Here is a 16,506-nt window from a genome sequence, read left to right as displayed (position 1 = left end):
AAGGGAAAACGGCATCTATTGCGGTGTGATGAGGATAGCCGCATTGATCGGCATTATCTTGATGTCGCTGCCCGTATTAGTGGTCATTGTGTATGGCGCTCCCCTTCTAGTTCGTGGAGTTGGATTAAATGGATTGGCGGAATCAATAGAGCTGACTCTGGTATCATCGTTGCTTGCTGCGGCAATGGATGCCGCACTCTTGACGCCCGCGGCTTACTTCTTCTCACGCCACTCAGCCAGCGTTGCGGACTCGATTGCGGATCTGCCAGCGTCGATACCTCACCCAGTGATAGGCATTGCAATAGTATTGGCCTTATCTCCGACCACCCCGATCGGCGCTGCGTTGGCCGACCTTGGATTTAAGGTATTCGATACCTTCTCCGGCTTATCGCTAGCCTTAATGGCAGTCTCATCCCCCATATATTATAGGTCGGCCAGGAATTTCTTCGAGTCAATGCCGAGGGAGCAGGAGGAGTACGCGCACACAATCGGGATGGACGAGGTCTCCACGTTCATTAAGGTTGTGCTGCCCCAGTCAATTAAAGGCATTGCCAGCTCCGTATTGGTGGCTACGTCAAGGGCAATGAGCGAATTCGGCTCTGTAGCCATTGTTGCTTATTACGTGTTGACTGGCCCCATCCGCGCAATGCCTGCATCGGTCATGATCTACAACTCCTACTCGTATAGCGGCGTCGGCGCTGCGGTCTCCGAGTCGGCAGCGTTGGTGTTGGTGGGCCTTGCCGTTGAGTTGGTCTCCAGGTTATTGGGATGGGGGAGACGGCTATGGTGGTGACTATAAACGTGAAGAAGACGTATGGAGATTTCAAGCTATCCGCATCGGCATCAATGAAGGGCGTGGTTGCCTTGCTTGGAAGAAATGGAAGTGGAAAAACAACCCTGCTCAGAATAATAGCAGGACTGGAGAAGCCGGACTCCGGTTGGGTGTTAATGGATGGAGTGGACGTGACTCGACGGCCTCCCTGGGCGAGGCGAGCCGCCTATGTATCCCCCACCACCTATATCCCGTATCTGAGGGTCGAGAAGCATTTGGGCATTGCCAGCAGGTTGGAGCTGGATTATGCCAAGGATTTACTGCGGGAATATTCAATACCGATGCAAGAGAAAGTGGGCAGGTTAAGCATGGGACAGAGGGAGGTGGTTGCCATATTGACGGCTTTGTCATCCAGGCCCAGGGCATTATTGCTTGATGAGGCTGCTGCCAACATATCGTCTCCGATGAACGTGCTGGGTCCAGTCGCAGCTACATGCAAGGAGGTTGGGATAGACATGATATATGCTGCCCAAGGCGGTTATGGTGAATTATTCGAATCTGTGTTTCACATGGATGCCGGTAAGTTGAGCCAACGCGCTCCATAGGGTTTTCCGCCATCCCAGATGTAATTGACAATAGGAGTTGCATTTAATGTCACGTAAAGCAGCCGCCCCCGGTTAAATTCACGTCCAAATAGGGGGGATTCCCATTGCCTTAATTTTACAGAGCAGTCGAGGGAATTAATGCTTATATAGTTGGTTCGCTTAGGCCCTGTCATGAAGTATAGGCTTATGGACGTGCTTGCTTGTCCCTACGATAAGACATTCCCGCTAAGGCTAGTGGTGCTCGGGGAGCACACCAAGGATAGGAACTACACGGGCAAGGTACCGTTTTGTGAGCTTTACTGTGCATTTAAGGGGATGAACATAAAGGATATGGACGATCCAAGCAAGGCGCCGTGCGCTGAATGTTATAGACACGAGATAGAGGAGGGAATCTTGTACTGCGATAAATGCCACAGGTGGTACCCGATAAAGGAGGACATACCCATACTTCTGCCGGACGAGTTGAGGAACTTAAATGAGGACAAGGAATTCCTCGCGAAGATTAAGGATAGATTAACCAAGGTGGATCCAAAGCTAGCGGATGAGATAATAAATAATGGAAACCCAATAAACCTGAAACAGTGAGGGGATCCACGTAACGGTGTTGGATGGAAGGTAATGCATGCCGTGGATCAATGCTTCACCGCTCGCCGTTGTTGCAATGGATGGCCAGAATGAGTTTGCGCATATTTAGTTGCTTATAGGTAATCGGATAAATCGCCGCTGGGCTCCTCGTCTCGGGGTACCCTAGTTATCCTGCCGGTCTCCATGAGTTTCTTGGCTTGTTCTATGAGGGAGTTGGCTAAGGTAGGCCCTATCCCCCTTGCTTGTTGCAGTTTGGCAGGCGTGGAGTTGGCTATATCCTCTATAGACTTAAAGCCGGCCCTATACAACTCCCTGGCCCTAGTCCTCCCTATCCCCTCCAAATTCAGCGCAAGCTCCAATGCATCGGCCTTTATTCCGTACTTCACGCGAAGCCTGAGCATTCCTATCCTTCCAGCCAATTCCCTCAGCTTTAGGATGCGGGCCAGCTCAGACATGGCGCCCAGCAGCCAATCCAATTGATCTATGTACATGCGAAGATCCCCCGGCTGGGCATCGTACTGCTTTAGCAGTGCATCTTCATCAACCTCATTTATCCAGTCCAGCATCATGGTTGCTGTCTTCAATTCCTCCATAAATGGATTCAACTCATCATCGTCATAATCAGGCAAGGTTGGCGGCATTAACGGTAACCTAGACCAATTGCGAACCAATGCATCGCTCCACTTATCCTCCTCCCCCCTCTTAACCCTGAGCTTCGGTATCTTCCTTGACTTCACCGCCAGAAAAAGCAGATTCAAGTTATTTGCCTTGCCATTTAATTCCCTTAACCCCCTCACGTAATCATTGGCAGTATATGGATCTATGTACGTCTTATTAACGGCCAGGCCAAGCGGTGTTGCGGCGAATTCCCCATTGCTCTCCTCAATGAAGCCGGACTCAATGAGGAATTTCAACATGTCATCAACCCTCCGCATCAAGGCATTCCGTTGAATCACGTTGCTCGCTATCCTATACTGGGAATAAGCTAGTGTATTGGATAGGAAGTCGTTTATTTCGTTCATGTTACTGGCATAACCGCTAGCTATTATGGAGAGAAGATTAAAGGCCAGATTCTCCTCAACGAAGAACCTGGAAACCACGTTCTCCGGTTCCGCATTCACGTAAAGATCGAATAACCTCCTTGCCTCCCTATCATTTGACGCTATCAATACGGCCTCCCCATAAGGATCAAGGCCGGGCCTGCCGGCTCGCCCAGCCATTTGCTTGTATTCCATAACTGGTATATCGACCATCCCCTCCCCAGCCTCATACCTCCTGTAATCCCCTATTATAACCCGCCTGGCCGGCAGGTTAACTCCGGCCGCCAGCGTCGTAGTTGATGCCAATGCCCTTATTATCCTCTGCCTAAATGCCTCCTCTATAAGCCTCCTCACCTCTAGCTCCAGCCCAGCATGATGAAACGATGCGCCGCACCGTATTAGCTGAGATAGCTCATCCCCAAGCAACTTGGAGCTAGACGCCCTCCTCACCTCCTCGGCCGTGCGCGAAGCGGCCTCAACATCTATCAACCTGGATTGAGAATCGCATATAGCCTTGGCCAATTGCTTGGCCACCTTGACCGCGCTGGATCTGGACGACGTGAACACTATGGCCTGCCCTCCGCCGTTCAGTGAATCCATGGCTAGGGATGTGACGGGGTCACCCACCTCCCTCACCCTTATCTTGGTTCCATCGTTAAACGATAGAAATGGCCTTAGGTAAACGCCTTCCCGCAGCGGTATTGGTCTCCAATTGGTTTTGACGAGCTTCGCGCCGAGCCAGCCTGCTAATTCCTCGGCGTTCCCTATAGTCGCGCTCAGCCCTATTATCTGGGGGGTCAATCCCAGCAGCTTTATCTTGGATATGATGGACTCTATTATGGGTCCTCTCTCGGGATCACCCAAGTAATGCAGCTCATCTATTATCAATTGGCCGACATCGCCGAGCCAAGCCGGCTTATGCCTGAGTATGCTGTCCAGCTTCTCGTATGTGGTTATTATCACATCGAATGATTCCAGCCACCTATCATCGCTGTCGTATTCCCCGGTGGATGCGGTTATCCTTATCCCCAGTTCCTCATATGCCTTGAAATCCATTAATTTCTCATACGCCAGCGCCTTTAGAGGCACGGTTACAATGGTCTTCCTATCATTGATCAATACATTGCTGATGGCGGCCACCTCCGCTAGGAAAGTCTTTCCACTGGCAGTTGATGTTACCATCACCACGCTCTCCCCGTTCAATATGCCTCTCCTCACAGCTTCTTCCTGGGGTGGGTAGAGGAACTTGGCATTGCGCTTTTCCTCTATGAATGTCTTAAGCACGTCCGGCAACGATAAATCGGCTATGAGCATTGTCATGTAGGACTTCGGTGGGTTTAAGACTCTATCGGGTCCTCTCCCGTTTAAAGCCGGAAGAATAATCCTCGCTTAGGGCGGGAGAGGGAATCAATTGCTTCACATACTCCAGTATTACGCCCAGCACGTTGGGTGGGTCTATCCGCGTGGTGTCTATAACTAGGTCAAAAATCGATAGGTCCCTCACGTCGAAGCCGTAGATGTCCTTGTACCTCTTCCTATTGGAACCCTCTCTCGCCCTTATTTCGCTCATTGCATCGCTGATATTCCTCCCATCTCTGTTGGCCAACCTAGCTGCCCTAATGTCCTCATTCGCCTTTAGATAAACCTTAATGTCGGCGATATCCTTCAATATCCATGCCGCTAAATGGCCCTCTACCACCACGTTGCCAGCCTTAGCTTCCTCCAACGCATATGAATCAACCATTCTATCTATTGAATGATCCGTCTCCGCCAATCTATGCAATTCTATCAAGGATACCCCCCTCTCCTGAGCTACCTTTCTGAATAATTCACCTATGGACACAGCCCTATAACCGAGCTTCCATGCCAGCAGCCTCGCTATCGTGGTTTTCCCGCTAGCGGCCTCGCCGCTTATGGCGATGACCCCCATCTAAATCACTGGGAGACGAGAACGCTGAGTTTCAGCGCGGTGTTGAGGCAATTACCGCAAATATAACCCCCAAAGGGTCTGCTGGATTTCTTGATTGGCTTACCGCACACGGCACACTTGGCGACGCCCCCGCCGGTCTTTATTTTACTTCTCCTTACTTCTCCGCTTGGGGTCTTCCTCACCGAAATTATCTTCCTAGCCATAAAAAAGGTCATAATGTTCACCATTTAAAAATTTGACTAAAAGCCGCAACCGATCCCCTCCCACCCTAAAGCGCGATTGTCTTTTTATCGCATGCCTTCTAGGTCCAAGGCCGAATCGGGTTTAAATCGAGGCCTCATTTGGATTGATTCGCTTAGCCTTGGATCGATTTAATGAGTTAAGGCTCAGCGGCCCCCCACAGGGCCTTTTTCTCTTCATCGATACGAGTAACTCTGACTCATCACGGTCCAGACAATGCTATGCGTATTTTATAAAGATGCGCTGATGAAAGATGGGGCAAACCTCGCCTCTCTGGGGCTGGGGTGTGTTTTCAAGTCATGTTTTGTCGGGGTTTTTTGTTTCTTGCTGGTCGACTCTCTGAGGATGGGGGGCTGGGGCCGACTACCCCAGCAATGCCAGTAGGGGAGGGGGCCAAGTAGCCCTAAAGGGGCGTAACCCCCAGACCCCGGGGAACCCCCCTAAAGGGCGGGGAGGAGGTCAATAGCTACGGTCTCCTCTTAAATGAGGTCTCGCATTCTGAGGTCAGTAAGTCATTAAGGCTCATCCTTTATCGCTTGGAGGAGGGGCGGGGAGAAACAGAATTGTTGGATTTACGGAGGGTTAATGGTCATTAACCGCGTTTCAATGATGGAATTGCTCCCGCCACCACCAATGCTGCGCTTATTATCATGACGGCCGAGCTGGCAAATGCGGCGGCGCTTGGGGCTCCCTGCATTAATAGGAGCACTAGAAGAGTGGATAATGGTCCAATGGCTGCATTTATGTTCCATCCAAAGGACACCCCGCTCCATCTGGCCTCCACAGGGAAGAGGGATGTGAAGTAAAGCGTTTGGGGCGCGGCAGCCAAGCCGAATAATATGCCCATTATCAATGATATCAGGGGAGCCAGCGGATTGAAACTGAACGATAAATTAACCCCCAGCGGGGAAATCACCATCAATGCGATTGCGGAGGCTATGAAAAGAGGTCGAATGCCGATCTTATTCAACAGGAATCCACTCAATACCTCCCCTGTTACGGCTCCAAGTCCTCCATACATGCTTAAGGTCAAGGCGAAGTCGAGCGCTTTCGATGGAGTTACCCCAACATGTGGGGCAATAAGCTTCGGTATGGCATAGCTCCAGAATCCAGTGCCGCCGTAATAGTACATAGTTAATCCGAGATTTATCAGTATAACTATCAACAGAGCCCTCCAATGTCTTCTTACCACTGAGGCCAGGGGTAGCCTCGGCAATTTACCGGCTCGCTTGGCCTCGACCCATTCCGGCGACTCAACACCGCTCAACCTAATTATCAAGGCTATCAATGCTGGTACGGCGCCGAAGGCATATATTACCCTCCATCCCCATGCATTAAAGGCAGATGGAGGTAATGCTCCCTTGATCGTTAACACCATGAATGAGGAGAGAAACACCGCCCAGGAGAGACCGCTATACATTACTCCATTCAAAATTGGCTTGAGACGGACCGGGGCAACCTCCATGGCCCAAGTCGCTCCCCCGCCGGCCTCTCCTCCCAGCGATAATCCCTGTAATATCCTCATTGAGTAAAACGCAAGGGGCGCGGCTAAGCCTATCGCTGAATACGGTGGTAGAAGCCCTATCACCACGGCGGCTAAGCCTATCAATCCTGCATCCAATATCGTGGTGTACCTACGTCCCCGCGTGTCGCCCAAGTGACCGAATATTACAGCGCCAAGGGGTCTCACCAAGTAAGATAAAGCAAAGGCACCCCATACCTCTAACAATCCAACTAATGGGGAGCTGGAGAAAAAGAGCGGTTGAATTATATATGCAAGGGATGAATATATTATAATGTCATAATACTCCAATCCCCATATTAGCATCGTTGAGATCACCGGGACCAAGTACTGCCTAGTTTCCAGCCTAACTCCCATACCATTTTGATCAGAGAAGCCCTATTTTAATTATTTGGGGGTTAGGGGGTGGGAGTAGTGAAGGTAGATCCTAGAAATGCTTTCAAGCCTTGCTAGGTGTGGGTATGTGAGGGAAGATCTATCTTTAGCCGACCGTATTTTTCGTGCCCTAGGTGTGGCTGGACGGTTGATCGTGGTTATGACGCTTCCCTGAATGTTCTCGGCGCGGGTTGGGACTGCCCCTTAGAGCCTGTGGACGGGGGGCCTCTGCTATACATTCCCTTCTCCGAGGGAGTGCATAGCAAGTTCCCTGGAGGAAGCAGGAAATCCCCACCGCGGAGGCGGGGATGCCCCGCCCGTAAGGGCGGGGTAGTTCACAATTCTGATTCAGCATTGCATTAGCATGCAAAGCCATCCAATGCTGAAATATCAAAGCCACACATTACGTTTAAAACTGGAACGGGGCTCCCGCAGTCCCTCCCATCCCTGAAGTATGGTCTTCCTCCCCAAACCGGGAATCTCCAATCATGATTCGCTGAACTTGCATGTATAATTTTCCTCTTCATAATGTAGAATAATTCCCCGTATTAAGTACATGTATTTTCTCATCAATATTTATCCATCAATTTAAGTAGAATGGTTTGCCGTGAGCAATCATTGCTTCTCAGCCGGGTGGCAGAGCCAATCAATTCATCCCCGTCTAAGCGAATCTCTACGCGTTTCCTGGACAGCGCGGCTATGGTTATGACGCTATGGCCAAGCGGAGAGGCTCTCTCTACGGCCTCGTTTATCTGGAGCGTGCATTGGCTCAGCGCCAGGGCCTCCATGTTTGGGTCCTTGGCAAATGCGTTTCCATTTATGTGGGATCTAAGCGCGAAGTATAGATAATAAAGCATGTCTAGATCCATCGGTGCAGCCGATGCATTTATTACCACGAATACGTCGGCCTTCACGGATCCCATTATCCGCTTTACATCGTCATTTGTGGCATTGCCGTCAAGAACTATTGTAATTATTTGGAAGTCAAGTGGACCTATATCGGTATTTACCATCATTGTTAACCACCGTGTATGTATGATAGAAACAATACAGTATCTCCATCCTTGAGAGGCGTTGCCAAGCCCTTCAATAATCTGACATCCACGTCGTTTATGGCTATGTATATGTCTGGCATTAATTCCTTTCCATCCATTAACCTAGAGAATAGTTTTGGATTGCTTGAACCCAGCCTTGCTATTAAGTCCTTAATGGATGAACCGCACGGTATCTCAACGTCGATTTCGTTGTCGCCAGCAAATATTTTTAGCACGCCGGCGAATCTCAATTTAATTCTAATCCTACACTCCATGTTTTTGGTGTCAGGCAAAATGATTTATAAATCAGTCACTATTAATTGGTCAACTGTGGTAAAGCGATGCATTAACGAGGCCCTAGATGGACTTGGCCACTCGCTGCAGCTTTGCAGGAATGGCAATGGCAAGATAGTCAGCGCCAGGTTGGTTAGGGAGGTCTCCAGGCATAAGTTCGAGCAGCCTAGCGTTGTGGAGGTGTTAAACATGATAGAGATACCCGCAAACATGCTGGGATTATTGATGATAGCGCTACTTGCCATTCCTAGGGGAAAGGTAACATCATATGCAGCCATGGGCAAGCTCCTGGGCATAAGTCCTAGATTGGTGGGATTGCTCCTCTCGAAGAACCCAATTCCAGTGTTGGTGCCATGTCATAGAGTGATTCAATCAGATGGGAACATAGGAGGGTACTCAATACGTAATCCGGCGATAAAGAATGCCGTTGACGTGAAGAGAAAGCTATTGGAGATGGAGGGCATTATATTCATTAACGGTAAGGTGCCCAAGAGATTCTTCATTGATTATAGAGAACATGAGAGAATGTTCTATGAATTATATAATGTTTATGTCAATCAAATGAAGACTAAGAGTTGATATAAAACCATCGGCATTAGCCGAATTGAGCGGGGTTACTCTGGCTTGTGCTCCTCTATGAAATCGGATAGCTCCAGCTTGGGGTATATGCCTAGGCTTATCAATTCCTGCAGCATCAACTTAAACGCGTACGGCACCACTATCTTCGATATATTGCTCTTATTGCCGTGTATTGGGCACACGGGACGGCCCTTGTGGTAATCATACCAAGCTATCATTCCGCAATCCTCGCATACATACATTGTGTACTTATCGCTTGACTCCACCAGCCTCTCGTGAAGCAGAGCGGATGCGCCGTGGGCGATCAGCACGTCTCTCTCCATTTCGCCGAGCCTCAATCCTCCCTCCCTTGACCTTCCCTCGGTGGGTTGCCTGGTCAATATTTGGACGGGGCCTGTCGACCTCGTATGTATCTTATCAGCAACCATGTGGTGCAGCTTCTGGTAGTAAATGACTCCAACGAATATATCGGCCACCAGCTTCTCCCCGGTTATGCCGCTATACATTACCTCCTTGCCGGACCACCTGAAGCCAAGTCTTATCAATGCATCGCGCAGCGTCTTCTCGTCCACTCCCTCGAATGGAGTGGCATCCACTAATTGACCGGTCATCGATGATATCTTGCCCGCTATCGCTTCCATTAACTGTGCAATAGTCATTCTACTTGGCATTCCGTGCGGATTAATTATTATATCCGGCACTATTCCGCTTTCCGTGAATGGCATATCCTCCATGGGCAATACCATGCCGACCACTCCCTTCTGGCCGTGCCTGCTGGCAAATTTATCGCCTAGCTCCGGCTTGCGTATCTCCCTCACCTTTACCTTTATCAATTTATAGCCCTCGCTATTCTCAGTTATGAGTATCCTATCCACTATGCCTCTCTCTCCCCTCCTCACCGTTATTGAGGAATCCCTTCTCTCCTTCTTAAGGGTCTCCTCGGCAAAGGCTCCGTAGAACCTCGGCGGGCTGGTCTTCCCTATCAACACTTCATTACTCGATACCAGCACCTCAGGTATTATGATGCCGTCCTCATCCAAGTGTGAGTATACGTCCGCGCCCTTATACCCCCTCGTGCTTTGGGATGGTATTTCTATTTTATCCGTCTCTCCGCCGGAGTACCTTATCTCCTCCGTCTCATATGTTCTGTAAAATATGCTTCTGAACATTCCCCTCTCCACCGACGCCTTATTTATTATCACTGCATCCTCCATGTTATATCCAGTGTAGGATATCAGCGCGACCACCGCGTTCTGGCCGGAGGGCCTTTTGCTGTAGCCCACCAGCTCTGCTCCCCTTGTGGTTACCAGCGGTCGTTCTGGATATAGAAGTAGATGACCCCTAGAATCCATTCTATATCTAAAGTTTGAGGCAGGCATGCCGAGAGATTGCTTTGCCATTGCGGCCTCATATATGTTCCTAGGCGATTGGTTGTGCTCTGAGAACGGTATAATGGATGCGATTGCCCCCAACATAACGGATGGGTATATCTCCATGTGGGTGAACTTGCTTAGATCGTCTTCGGGCCCTATTGTTATTAATGCATTCTCCTCCTCGTCCGCATCCAGGTACTCTATTATGCCGTTCTTCTCTAAATCATTCCACGTCCACGTTCCTTTTCTCAGGTTATCAATGTGCTCCGGCTTCAGCTTGAACTTGCCTCCCTCTATCACGAGGAGTGGACGCCTTAACCTGCCCGAATCGCAATTCACCCTGACCTCCTTCAATTCATCTATGTAGGCCACGTTTATCTCCTTGCTTATTTCATTTCTTCGCCGCATTTCCCTTAACCTTGATACCAATTGCCGTGGGTCCTCATGAATCCCTATCAATCTACCGTTGAGTAAAACCTCGCTGCCCTTTATGCCGTTTCTTCTTGCCGTCATTATATCCACGACGCCCATTTCGTAGAGCATATCCTCGACGTCCTTTTCATCTATTCCAACGGTCACCGATGCGAGGAGCGCCATGTTCTTCACCAATCCACAGTTGGCGCCCTCGGGCGTCTCCACGGCGCATAGCCTGCCCCATTGGGTCGGATGAAGATCCCTGGCCTCGAAGTGGGGCTGTCCTCTTCCCAGCGATGATAAAACTCTGCGAAGATGACTTATGGTAGATAAATAATTGGTTCTGTCCAGCATCTGCGTCACCCCGGTTCTATTTCCGACCCAGTTACCCGTGGATAGGGCATGCCTTATCCTCTCCGTCATTATGTCGGCTCTTACTATTGTGGCCAAGTTAGGTATCTTGCCTCTAGCGTAGTACTTCTCCAATTGGCTTCTCAGGTCTTGCATGAATTGGTTGAACACGGTCTTGAATAATTGCGACATTAGGTCGCCGACCAGCCTTATCCTCTTGTTGGCCATGTGATCCTTATCGTCCGGCTTCCTCCTGCCCAGGTAAAGCTCAACCACTCCCTTTATTGCCTGTCCCAGTAGGAGTGCCTTCTTCATCCTGATCTCGGGATCTGGGGCGGTGCCTAGGTGGGGCAGGAAATACTTGTCTAGGGTCGACAATGCCCTTTCAATTCTTATTTCCCTCAATTGGCCTATGGCTATCTTGCCCCCTATGTAATCCCTTGCATCGTCTATTGTGGCTGCGACTTGGCTTGATTTCTCGAGGGATGCCATCAATTCGTTCTGTATATCGGGATCATCGCTTATTGCCATAACTATGTCTTGGTCAGTCTCCATGCCAAGCGCCTTCATTACTATTGGGAATGGCAATTTTATGGATAATCCAACCGATTGAACGTATATAACGCCGTCCCTATGTAATTCCACTGTAGCCTTAGTCCTATAGCCGGGCCCTATGGATACTATGGTGGCCATGTATACTCGTGTGCCGCCTCTTTGATCTATTTCATAGATGGGCTTATTGAGGGATAGGTCCTCCTGCGCCACCACGACTCTCTCGCTTCCGTTTATTATGAAGTAGCCTCCAGGATCATCTGGGTCCTCCAGCTTCTTGGGTAGGTCATTCTGTTTCAATCCCATTAGGTTGCAATACCTGGATTTCACCATAATGGGCATGTCGCCTATGTATACCCTCTCGCTTGGATACTCCTCGCCGTTCACCACCAAGGTCATTCGCATATACATTGGAGCGGCGTATGTTGTATTTCTCATCCTTGCCTCCATGGGATAGATAATGCTTTCTATTCCGTCTGACTCCTTAATCCTGGGCTTGCCTATCTCCACTTTATCTACTATGAGGGAGATGCCCTTGACGTTCAGTTCCGCGCTCCCCATCTCCTTAACCATTTTTTGCAGCTTATTGTCCAAGAAATCATTGAAGGAATCTATTTGATGTCTGACCAATCCATTCTCCCTTATATAGGACTCCACTATGGTCCATCTATCGTTGGTAGATGGAAAAACCCCCCCATCATTGGCCTTGGTCAAGTATGGAAGTATTAGCGGTCCCTTCTTCATGCGGATCAACCCGATACTACTATCCTATAGAATATTATCTCTCCAGCAGTGGGGGATTTCCTGTATATTCTCACAACGCTTCCCGGCTTGGCCCCCAGGGCCTTTATCAAGGGATCTTGTGCCCTTATCCATGGCAACTGCCAAGGTGCAACATTTAGCTTCTTCAGGATGGCCTTAGCTTCATCCATGGGAACGAGCTCTGCCTTGGGCACTAATTCGTGATCCAAGGCTCGCTGAGCAATCAATTCATCTTTTTTCCTCCTTGAACGATGGGACGACATTACACTCCATTACGATAGAATACCGTTAATAAATCTTTTCCAGACGGCACACAATTTTCTGCGGCTTGACGTATCATTGATTCCCATCATGCATCAACTATTAATATGCGTTGAAATTGATGATCGATATGATAAGGCCAAGTGCCAAGGTTCTTGCCTTCACCAGCGGTTCCAAGGGCGGGGTCGGCAAGAGCACCATAGCGGCTAACGTGGCTGCAATAATAGACGCCCCGGTGGCATTGGTGGACTTGGGCTTCGACGGGAATAGCACTGCGAGCAAGCTGCATGGAATAGACGATAATGACGACGGCATCCTGAACTACTTGGCAACTGGCGCCAAGCTTAAGATATATGAATCGAAGGAGCATAAGAACGTCTCAATAATTCCGCCGGGTGATCTTGACTATAGATATTTCCTCCTTTTCAGCACCAATAGGTATGCCGTGGCGGCCAGATTCGAGAGATTGATAATTGACCTTTCAAGAAATGGAGTAAAGCTTGTTCTGGTCGACTTCCCGGCAAACATGGATAAGTCTATACATCATGCCTTGATAGCTTTTTCCGACATAGTTAATCTAATAATGGAGCCCAGCGAATCGTCGATAGACTCCCTGACCAAGTTGTACAAGGAAGTGATGGGTTTTTACGATGGATATGGCGTGATAAATACTATCGTCAATATGGTAGCGGTGGATAACGATCCATTGGCTGACTATTCCAGGAAGTACGTTAACAATGGAGAGACGATGAGGATACCATTTGACCATTATGCCAGGTATTATACAAATAACGGCGTCTTGGCAATTCACTACAAGACTGGTGGTTTCACGCCAGCCATCACCGGCGTCGCCAAGCAGATATCAAAGCAGGCAGAGCAGTTGATGGGGGTGAGATTATGATCTCCAATAAGCAGGAGAGATTGAATAGATTGGGCGAGGTATTAGGCGATGACGTGAAGGAATCCATTAAGGAAAAGGGTCAGGATAGTAAGGTCAGGAGAGCCATGAGGTTGACAAGGGATCTAATAGAGCTGCTGGGAGATGATGAATTGACGAAGAAGATACTCTCAAAGATAACGGCAGATGATATAGTGGGGGAGGTGAGGCAAATTGACCCGGAGCTGGCGAGTTTCCTGCAGGTTTGGCTATCAATTAGGTGTTCTCAGTGAATGAGCGGAAGTTAAACGAGCTTAATGAAAGGATGAGGCATGACTTGGGCGGCATATCGATGAAGCGCATTGATAAGGTAAGGAAGGTCGCGGCCTTCCGAGTGAATTACGAGAAGAATATGGCTAAGAAATGCGGTAAGCTGCGTGAGCAGTGCCTTAAAATGCTGCATGATGTCTTGAATGGCTATGATGCAGGCGATGTGAATGTGCTGCTAGGCAAGGGGAATGCAGCGATAGTCGCCTTTTTTCTATGGAGAAGGGATGAAGTCGCCCTGATGGATTATCTGGGCAATGGTAAGTACGATTCAAACGAGGTGAGACAAGCGTATTTGGGCTTAGGAGCCAAGGAACGGGATATAGATGAGGCATTGGGCAGCGGTGGAAAGAGTGAAAAACTGGTCGTAATTAAGTTGCCCAGAAGGAAGCGCGTCAATGCCAAGAGCGAAAAAGATGATCTTCCCCAATTGACCACAATAGATGATCTACCGGACGATTTATTTAAGTAGTTGACCTATGGATAATAGACTGAATCTAATACTCGCATCCATGATCGCAGTACATGTGGTTGCCCTGCTATATAAGCCAATGATATTAGCAATTCTGCCTCTATTGGCAGTAACAGGAGGTTACTCAGTGCCTCTGTTGCTTGGTCTCTTTGATGGAAAGGCGATGCCGTTAGCCACCATAAAGAATGATTATGTATATGACGTGGGCAGCGGCGTGATAAATGTGTTCTATTCTCTGGAGCCATTGTTTAATTCAAGTAGAATGAGCGGAAAAGGCTATGCTGCGTTAGTTACGGAATTCGTTCAGAGGCTGCAATTGGATGACGATGTCTTAGTTTCGTTCATTGTTATGGGGAGCAAAATTATGGCCCGCATAGGATTGAAGATTGCCGTCGATGATATGGCAATTGCGCGGGCCAGGTTCTTATCGATTGAGAGGATATTGGGGGAGTACTTCGTTATCAGGAAGAGATTGAATAATGCGGATTTGAGGGAATTTTATGGAATTAGAGGCATTAAGTTAACTGTGAAGCACTCTCCATTGATCATAGTATCGTTTATGTACTTCATCGTTTACGGCATACCTGGATTACTGATGATTGCCTCAGTAGCGTCATTCTTCATTTACGGCATCTATAGAGGTAAGTGGGTATCCTCCGATCTCCCCTTCAATTATGTGATGAGATCTAATGACAATGCATTCAAGGATATAGACGACGACTCACTGCGGGCGCTCTCATTGGCTCATAATGGAATCAATTCGTATTGCGTCATATTCCAAGGGAACCCAGATCTTCAGGGCAAGGCTAGGAAAATGTACCATAAGGCAAATGAGGGAAATGTGGTTAAGGAGATGGGAAAGTATTACTTCGATGCTATCAAGTGGAGAAATGTGATAAATAGAATTAATTCAGGCGAGTTACCTATAAGACTGCTTGTCCTCTCCGCATTACCGATAGGCCCCGGGTACACTCATCGCTTGCCTGCTCCTTACCTATTCGCTAGGCCGGCCGAGTTCATGAGTGATGGCTTGAGCAGGGACCTCATGATATACTTACCATTTAGGGCAGCCGAGGAGTCGAGTGGTAGTTCAATACGTATAGGCAGGGATAGGCAGGGCAATCCGATTAACGTGAACATGGATTTATTGCCCAACATGCATGGGCTCATAGTGGGACCCACTGGAATGGGGAAGACGTGGACCATGAAGACCCTCCTCGCGAGACTTATGTCGAGAAACATAATGCCCATAGTGGTAGATCCCCACGGCGAATATGCCAGCGTGAGGGGTATTAGGGAGATAGATGTCACCAAGCAGATGATAAACATGTTCGATTTGGGCGGCATTACCAGGACCGAGAGGATCAGCAGGATAGCCGAGGGCATTTCCCTCTCCTTCCAAGTCAATGCTATTGATGAGATAATAGAGGATTTGGAGCTTGCATATGCCGGAGGCGAGATCAAGGATAACAAGGATGGAATTAAGAGATTAATGGCTGTGTCTCAAGATGCTAGGCTGGTTAATGTGTATGAACGCATAGGCGAGGCAATAGAGGGATCCGAATCAATGAGGCTGGACGATTTAATATCGTCGCCAACCTCAATAACGTTCAAGGGAGTGGCGGCTAGCCCCGACGTAACTAGGTTCTTGATGCTGCAGTGGATAGATCATATATATGGATATATATTGAGCAGGAACGTAGGGGGAAGGAGATTATTGGTGATAGATGAGGCGTATTACGTACTATCCAATAGGTTGATAGAGCTTTACGTGAGGGGGACCAGGAAATTCGGCCTAGGTATTTTCCTTATAACACAGGAACTGGGAGATTTATCGCCTGAGGCGGTGCAGAACATTCCATTCAATATATTGCTAGCCGGCCCCGATCCCTATGTTGCCTCCATCGCATCCATTTACAATCTAAGTGAGGAGGACATTCGTTGGTTAACGCAGGCCCTACCTCCCCAAGCATTGGGCGGAGCAGCCAGGGCAATGCTGATCAGAGGTCCGTTAAAGGATCACGTAATGATAGAGCTAGAGAAAAATTAATAGAACTAAATAGACCTCATGCTTTCAAGCAATGCTCATCTATCATTTCGTTTAATAGCCAAGCCTTCATGTATGGCCTCCCTAATTAGGT

At 48.7% G+C, this 16,506-nt stretch carries 16 protein-coding genes and 1 pseudogene; 9 read left to right on the top strand and 8 right to left on the bottom strand.

The features are described from left to right. Positions 1-28 precede the first annotated feature (28 nt). The 3 genes from ACZ5ZS_RS04900 (at position 29) to ACZ5ZS_RS04890 (ending at position 1,962) form a co-directional block, all read left to right on the top strand. A complete protein-coding gene (locus ACZ5ZS_RS04900; protein ID WP_229657745.1) occupies positions 29-793 on the top strand; it encodes an ABC transporter permease in 765 nt (254 codons plus the stop codon). Beyond that, positions 784-1,377, top strand: a complete 594-nt coding sequence (locus ACZ5ZS_RS04895; protein WP_188596534.1) for an ATP-binding cassette domain-containing protein — start codon at positions 784-786, stop codon at positions 1,375-1,377. The genes ACZ5ZS_RS04900 and ACZ5ZS_RS04895 overlap by 10 nt, the downstream gene beginning before the upstream one ends. A 171-nt stretch (positions 1,378-1,548) precedes the next feature. Next, positions 1,549-1,962 carry a Trm112 family protein gene (locus tag ACZ5ZS_RS04890; RefSeq protein ID WP_188596533.1) on the top strand — a complete coding sequence of 138 codons (414 nt, stop codon included), beginning with the start codon at positions 1,549-1,551 and terminating at the stop codon, positions 1,960-1,962. Positions 1,963-2,075: 113 nt separating this feature from the next. Here the strand turns inward: ACZ5ZS_RS04890 and ACZ5ZS_RS04885 are convergent, their stop codons facing one another. From ACZ5ZS_RS04885 to ACZ5ZS_RS04870, 4 genes are all read right to left on the bottom strand, one after another. Beyond that, positions 2,076-4,316 (bottom strand): DEAD/DEAH box helicase, encoded by a 2,241-nt coding sequence (locus ACZ5ZS_RS04885; RefSeq protein WP_188596532.1) that lies wholly within the window; start codon positions 4,314-4,316, stop codon positions 2,076-2,078. A gap of 31 nt (positions 4,317-4,347) precedes the next feature. Next, a complete protein-coding gene (cmk, locus tag ACZ5ZS_RS04880) occupies positions 4,348-4,932 on the bottom strand; it encodes a (d)CMP kinase (protein WP_188596531.1) in 585 nt (194 codons plus the stop codon). Between the two features lie 5 nt (positions 4,933-4,937). After that, positions 4,938-5,135 (bottom strand): eL34 family ribosomal protein, encoded by a 198-nt coding sequence (locus ACZ5ZS_RS04875; RefSeq protein WP_188596530.1) that lies wholly within the window; start codon positions 5,133-5,135, stop codon positions 4,938-4,940. Between the two features lie 629 nt (positions 5,136-5,764). Then, positions 5,765-7,051 carry an MFS transporter gene (locus ACZ5ZS_RS04870; protein WP_188596529.1) on the bottom strand — a complete coding sequence of 429 codons (1,287 nt, stop codon included), beginning with the start codon at positions 7,049-7,051 and terminating at the stop codon, positions 5,765-5,767. A 45-nt stretch (positions 7,052-7,096) separates the two neighbouring features. On the opposite strand from ACZ5ZS_RS04870, the pseudogene ACZ5ZS_RS04865 reads away from it, so the two are divergent. Continuing rightward, positions 7,097-7,403 (top strand): annotated as a pseudogene (locus ACZ5ZS_RS04865) (zinc ribbon domain-containing protein); the annotation flags it as partial. A gap of 235 nt (positions 7,404-7,638) precedes the next feature. Here the strand turns inward: ACZ5ZS_RS04865 and ACZ5ZS_RS04860 are convergent. Both ACZ5ZS_RS04860 and ACZ5ZS_RS04855 read right to left on the bottom strand, forming a co-directional pair. Then, on the bottom strand, positions 7,639-8,085 hold the full coding sequence (locus tag ACZ5ZS_RS04860; RefSeq protein WP_188596528.1) for a hypothetical protein: 447 nt from the start codon (positions 8,083-8,085) through the stop codon (positions 7,639-7,641). A gap of 2 nt (positions 8,086-8,087) precedes the next feature. After that, a complete protein-coding gene (locus ACZ5ZS_RS04855) occupies positions 8,088-8,378 on the bottom strand; it encodes a MoaD/ThiS family protein (protein ID WP_075060066.1) in 291 nt (96 codons plus the stop codon). Between the two features lie 55 nt (positions 8,379-8,433). Here ACZ5ZS_RS04855 and ACZ5ZS_RS04850 point away from each other — a divergent pair, with 55 nt between their 5' ends. Continuing rightward, positions 8,434-8,976 (top strand): MGMT family protein, encoded by a 543-nt coding sequence (locus ACZ5ZS_RS04850; protein ID WP_229657704.1) that lies wholly within the window; start codon positions 8,434-8,436, stop codon positions 8,974-8,976. Positions 8,977-9,011: 35 nt separating this feature from the next. Here ACZ5ZS_RS04850 and ACZ5ZS_RS04845 read toward each other — a convergent pair whose 3' ends face one another. Both ACZ5ZS_RS04845 and ACZ5ZS_RS04840 read right to left on the bottom strand, forming a co-directional pair. Further along, positions 9,012-12,410 carry a DNA-directed RNA polymerase subunit B gene (locus ACZ5ZS_RS04845; protein ID WP_188596527.1) on the bottom strand — a complete coding sequence of 1,133 codons (3,399 nt, stop codon included), beginning with the start codon at positions 12,408-12,410 and terminating at the stop codon, positions 9,012-9,014. Between the two features lie 5 nt (positions 12,411-12,415). Then, a complete protein-coding gene (locus ACZ5ZS_RS04840; protein WP_188596526.1) occupies positions 12,416-12,691 on the bottom strand; it encodes a DNA-directed RNA polymerase subunit H in 276 nt (91 codons plus the stop codon). Between the two features lie 128 nt (positions 12,692-12,819). On the opposite strand from ACZ5ZS_RS04840, the gene ACZ5ZS_RS04835 reads away from it, so the two are divergent. The 4 genes from ACZ5ZS_RS04835 to ACZ5ZS_RS04820 are packed head-to-tail and all read left to right on the top strand — an operon-like array spanning position 12,820 to position 16,415. After that, positions 12,820-13,590, top strand: coding sequence for a ParA family protein (locus ACZ5ZS_RS04835; protein ID WP_188596525.1), 771 nt, complete (start codon positions 12,820-12,822; stop codon positions 13,588-13,590). Then, positions 13,587-13,859: a hypothetical protein gene (locus tag ACZ5ZS_RS04830; protein ID WP_188596524.1), complete on the top strand. Its 273-nt coding sequence runs from the start codon at positions 13,587-13,589 to the stop codon at positions 13,857-13,859. Before ACZ5ZS_RS04835 ends, ACZ5ZS_RS04830 begins: the two co-directional genes overlap by 4 nt. Next, the gene (locus tag ACZ5ZS_RS04825) at positions 13,856-14,365 is read left to right on the top strand and encodes a hypothetical protein (RefSeq protein ID WP_188596523.1); all 510 of its coding nucleotides are present in this window, start codon (positions 13,856-13,858) and stop codon (positions 14,363-14,365) included. The genes ACZ5ZS_RS04830 and ACZ5ZS_RS04825 overlap by 4 nt, the downstream gene beginning before the upstream one ends. Before the next feature lie 7 nt (positions 14,366-14,372). Further along, positions 14,373-16,415 (top strand): helicase HerA domain-containing protein, encoded by a 2,043-nt coding sequence (locus ACZ5ZS_RS04820; RefSeq protein WP_188596522.1) that lies wholly within the window; start codon positions 14,373-14,375, stop codon positions 16,413-16,415. Positions 16,416-16,506: the final 91 nt, after the last annotated feature.

Source organism: Thermocladium modestius (assembly GCF_055398215.1).
The sequence above is the reverse complement of the archived record's forward strand: the minus strand, read 5'-3'. Positions and strand labels throughout refer to the sequence as shown.

Coding starts and splice junctions, on each gene's coding strand:
- ACZ5ZS_RS04900 (WP_229657745.1), top strand. CDS start 29: ATGAGGATAGCCGCATTGATCGGCATTATCTTGATGTCGCTGCCCGTA.
- ACZ5ZS_RS04895 (WP_188596534.1), top strand. CDS start 784: ATGGTGGTGACTATAAACGTGAAGAAGACGTATGGAGATTTCAAGCTA.
- ACZ5ZS_RS04890 (WP_188596533.1), top strand. CDS start 1,549: ATGAAGTATAGGCTTATGGACGTGCTTGCTTGTCCCTACGATAAGACA.
- ACZ5ZS_RS04885 (WP_188596532.1), bottom strand. CDS start 4,316: ATGCTCATAGCCGATTTATCGTTGCCGGACGTGCTTAAGACATTCATA.
- cmk (WP_188596531.1), bottom strand. CDS start 4,932: ATGGGGGTCATCGCCATAAGCGGCGAGGCCGCTAGCGGGAAAACCACG.
- ACZ5ZS_RS04875 (WP_188596530.1), bottom strand. CDS start 5,135: ATGGCTAGGAAGATAATTTCGGTGAGGAAGACCCCAAGCGGAGAAGTA.
- ACZ5ZS_RS04870 (WP_188596529.1), bottom strand. CDS start 7,051: ATGGGAGTTAGGCTGGAAACTAGGCAGTACTTGGTCCCGGTGATCTCA.
- ACZ5ZS_RS04860 (WP_188596528.1), bottom strand. CDS start 8,085: ATGATGGTAAATACCGATATAGGTCCACTTGACTTCCAAATAATTACA.
- ACZ5ZS_RS04855 (WP_075060066.1), bottom strand. CDS start 8,378: ATGGAGTGTAGGATTAGAATTAAATTGAGATTCGCCGGCGTGCTAAAA.
- ACZ5ZS_RS04845 (WP_188596527.1), bottom strand. CDS start 12,410: ATGAAGAAGGGACCGCTAATACTTCCATACTTGACCAAGGCCAATGAT.
- ACZ5ZS_RS04840 (WP_188596526.1), bottom strand. CDS start 12,691: ATGTCGTCCCATCGTTCAAGGAGGAAAAAAGATGAATTGATTGCTCAG.
- ACZ5ZS_RS04835 (WP_188596525.1), top strand. CDS start 12,820: ATGATAAGGCCAAGTGCCAAGGTTCTTGCCTTCACCAGCGGTTCCAAG.
- ACZ5ZS_RS04830 (WP_188596524.1), top strand. CDS start 13,587: ATGATCTCCAATAAGCAGGAGAGATTGAATAGATTGGGCGAGGTATTA.
- ACZ5ZS_RS04820 (WP_188596522.1), top strand. CDS start 14,373: ATGGATAATAGACTGAATCTAATACTCGCATCCATGATCGCAGTACAT.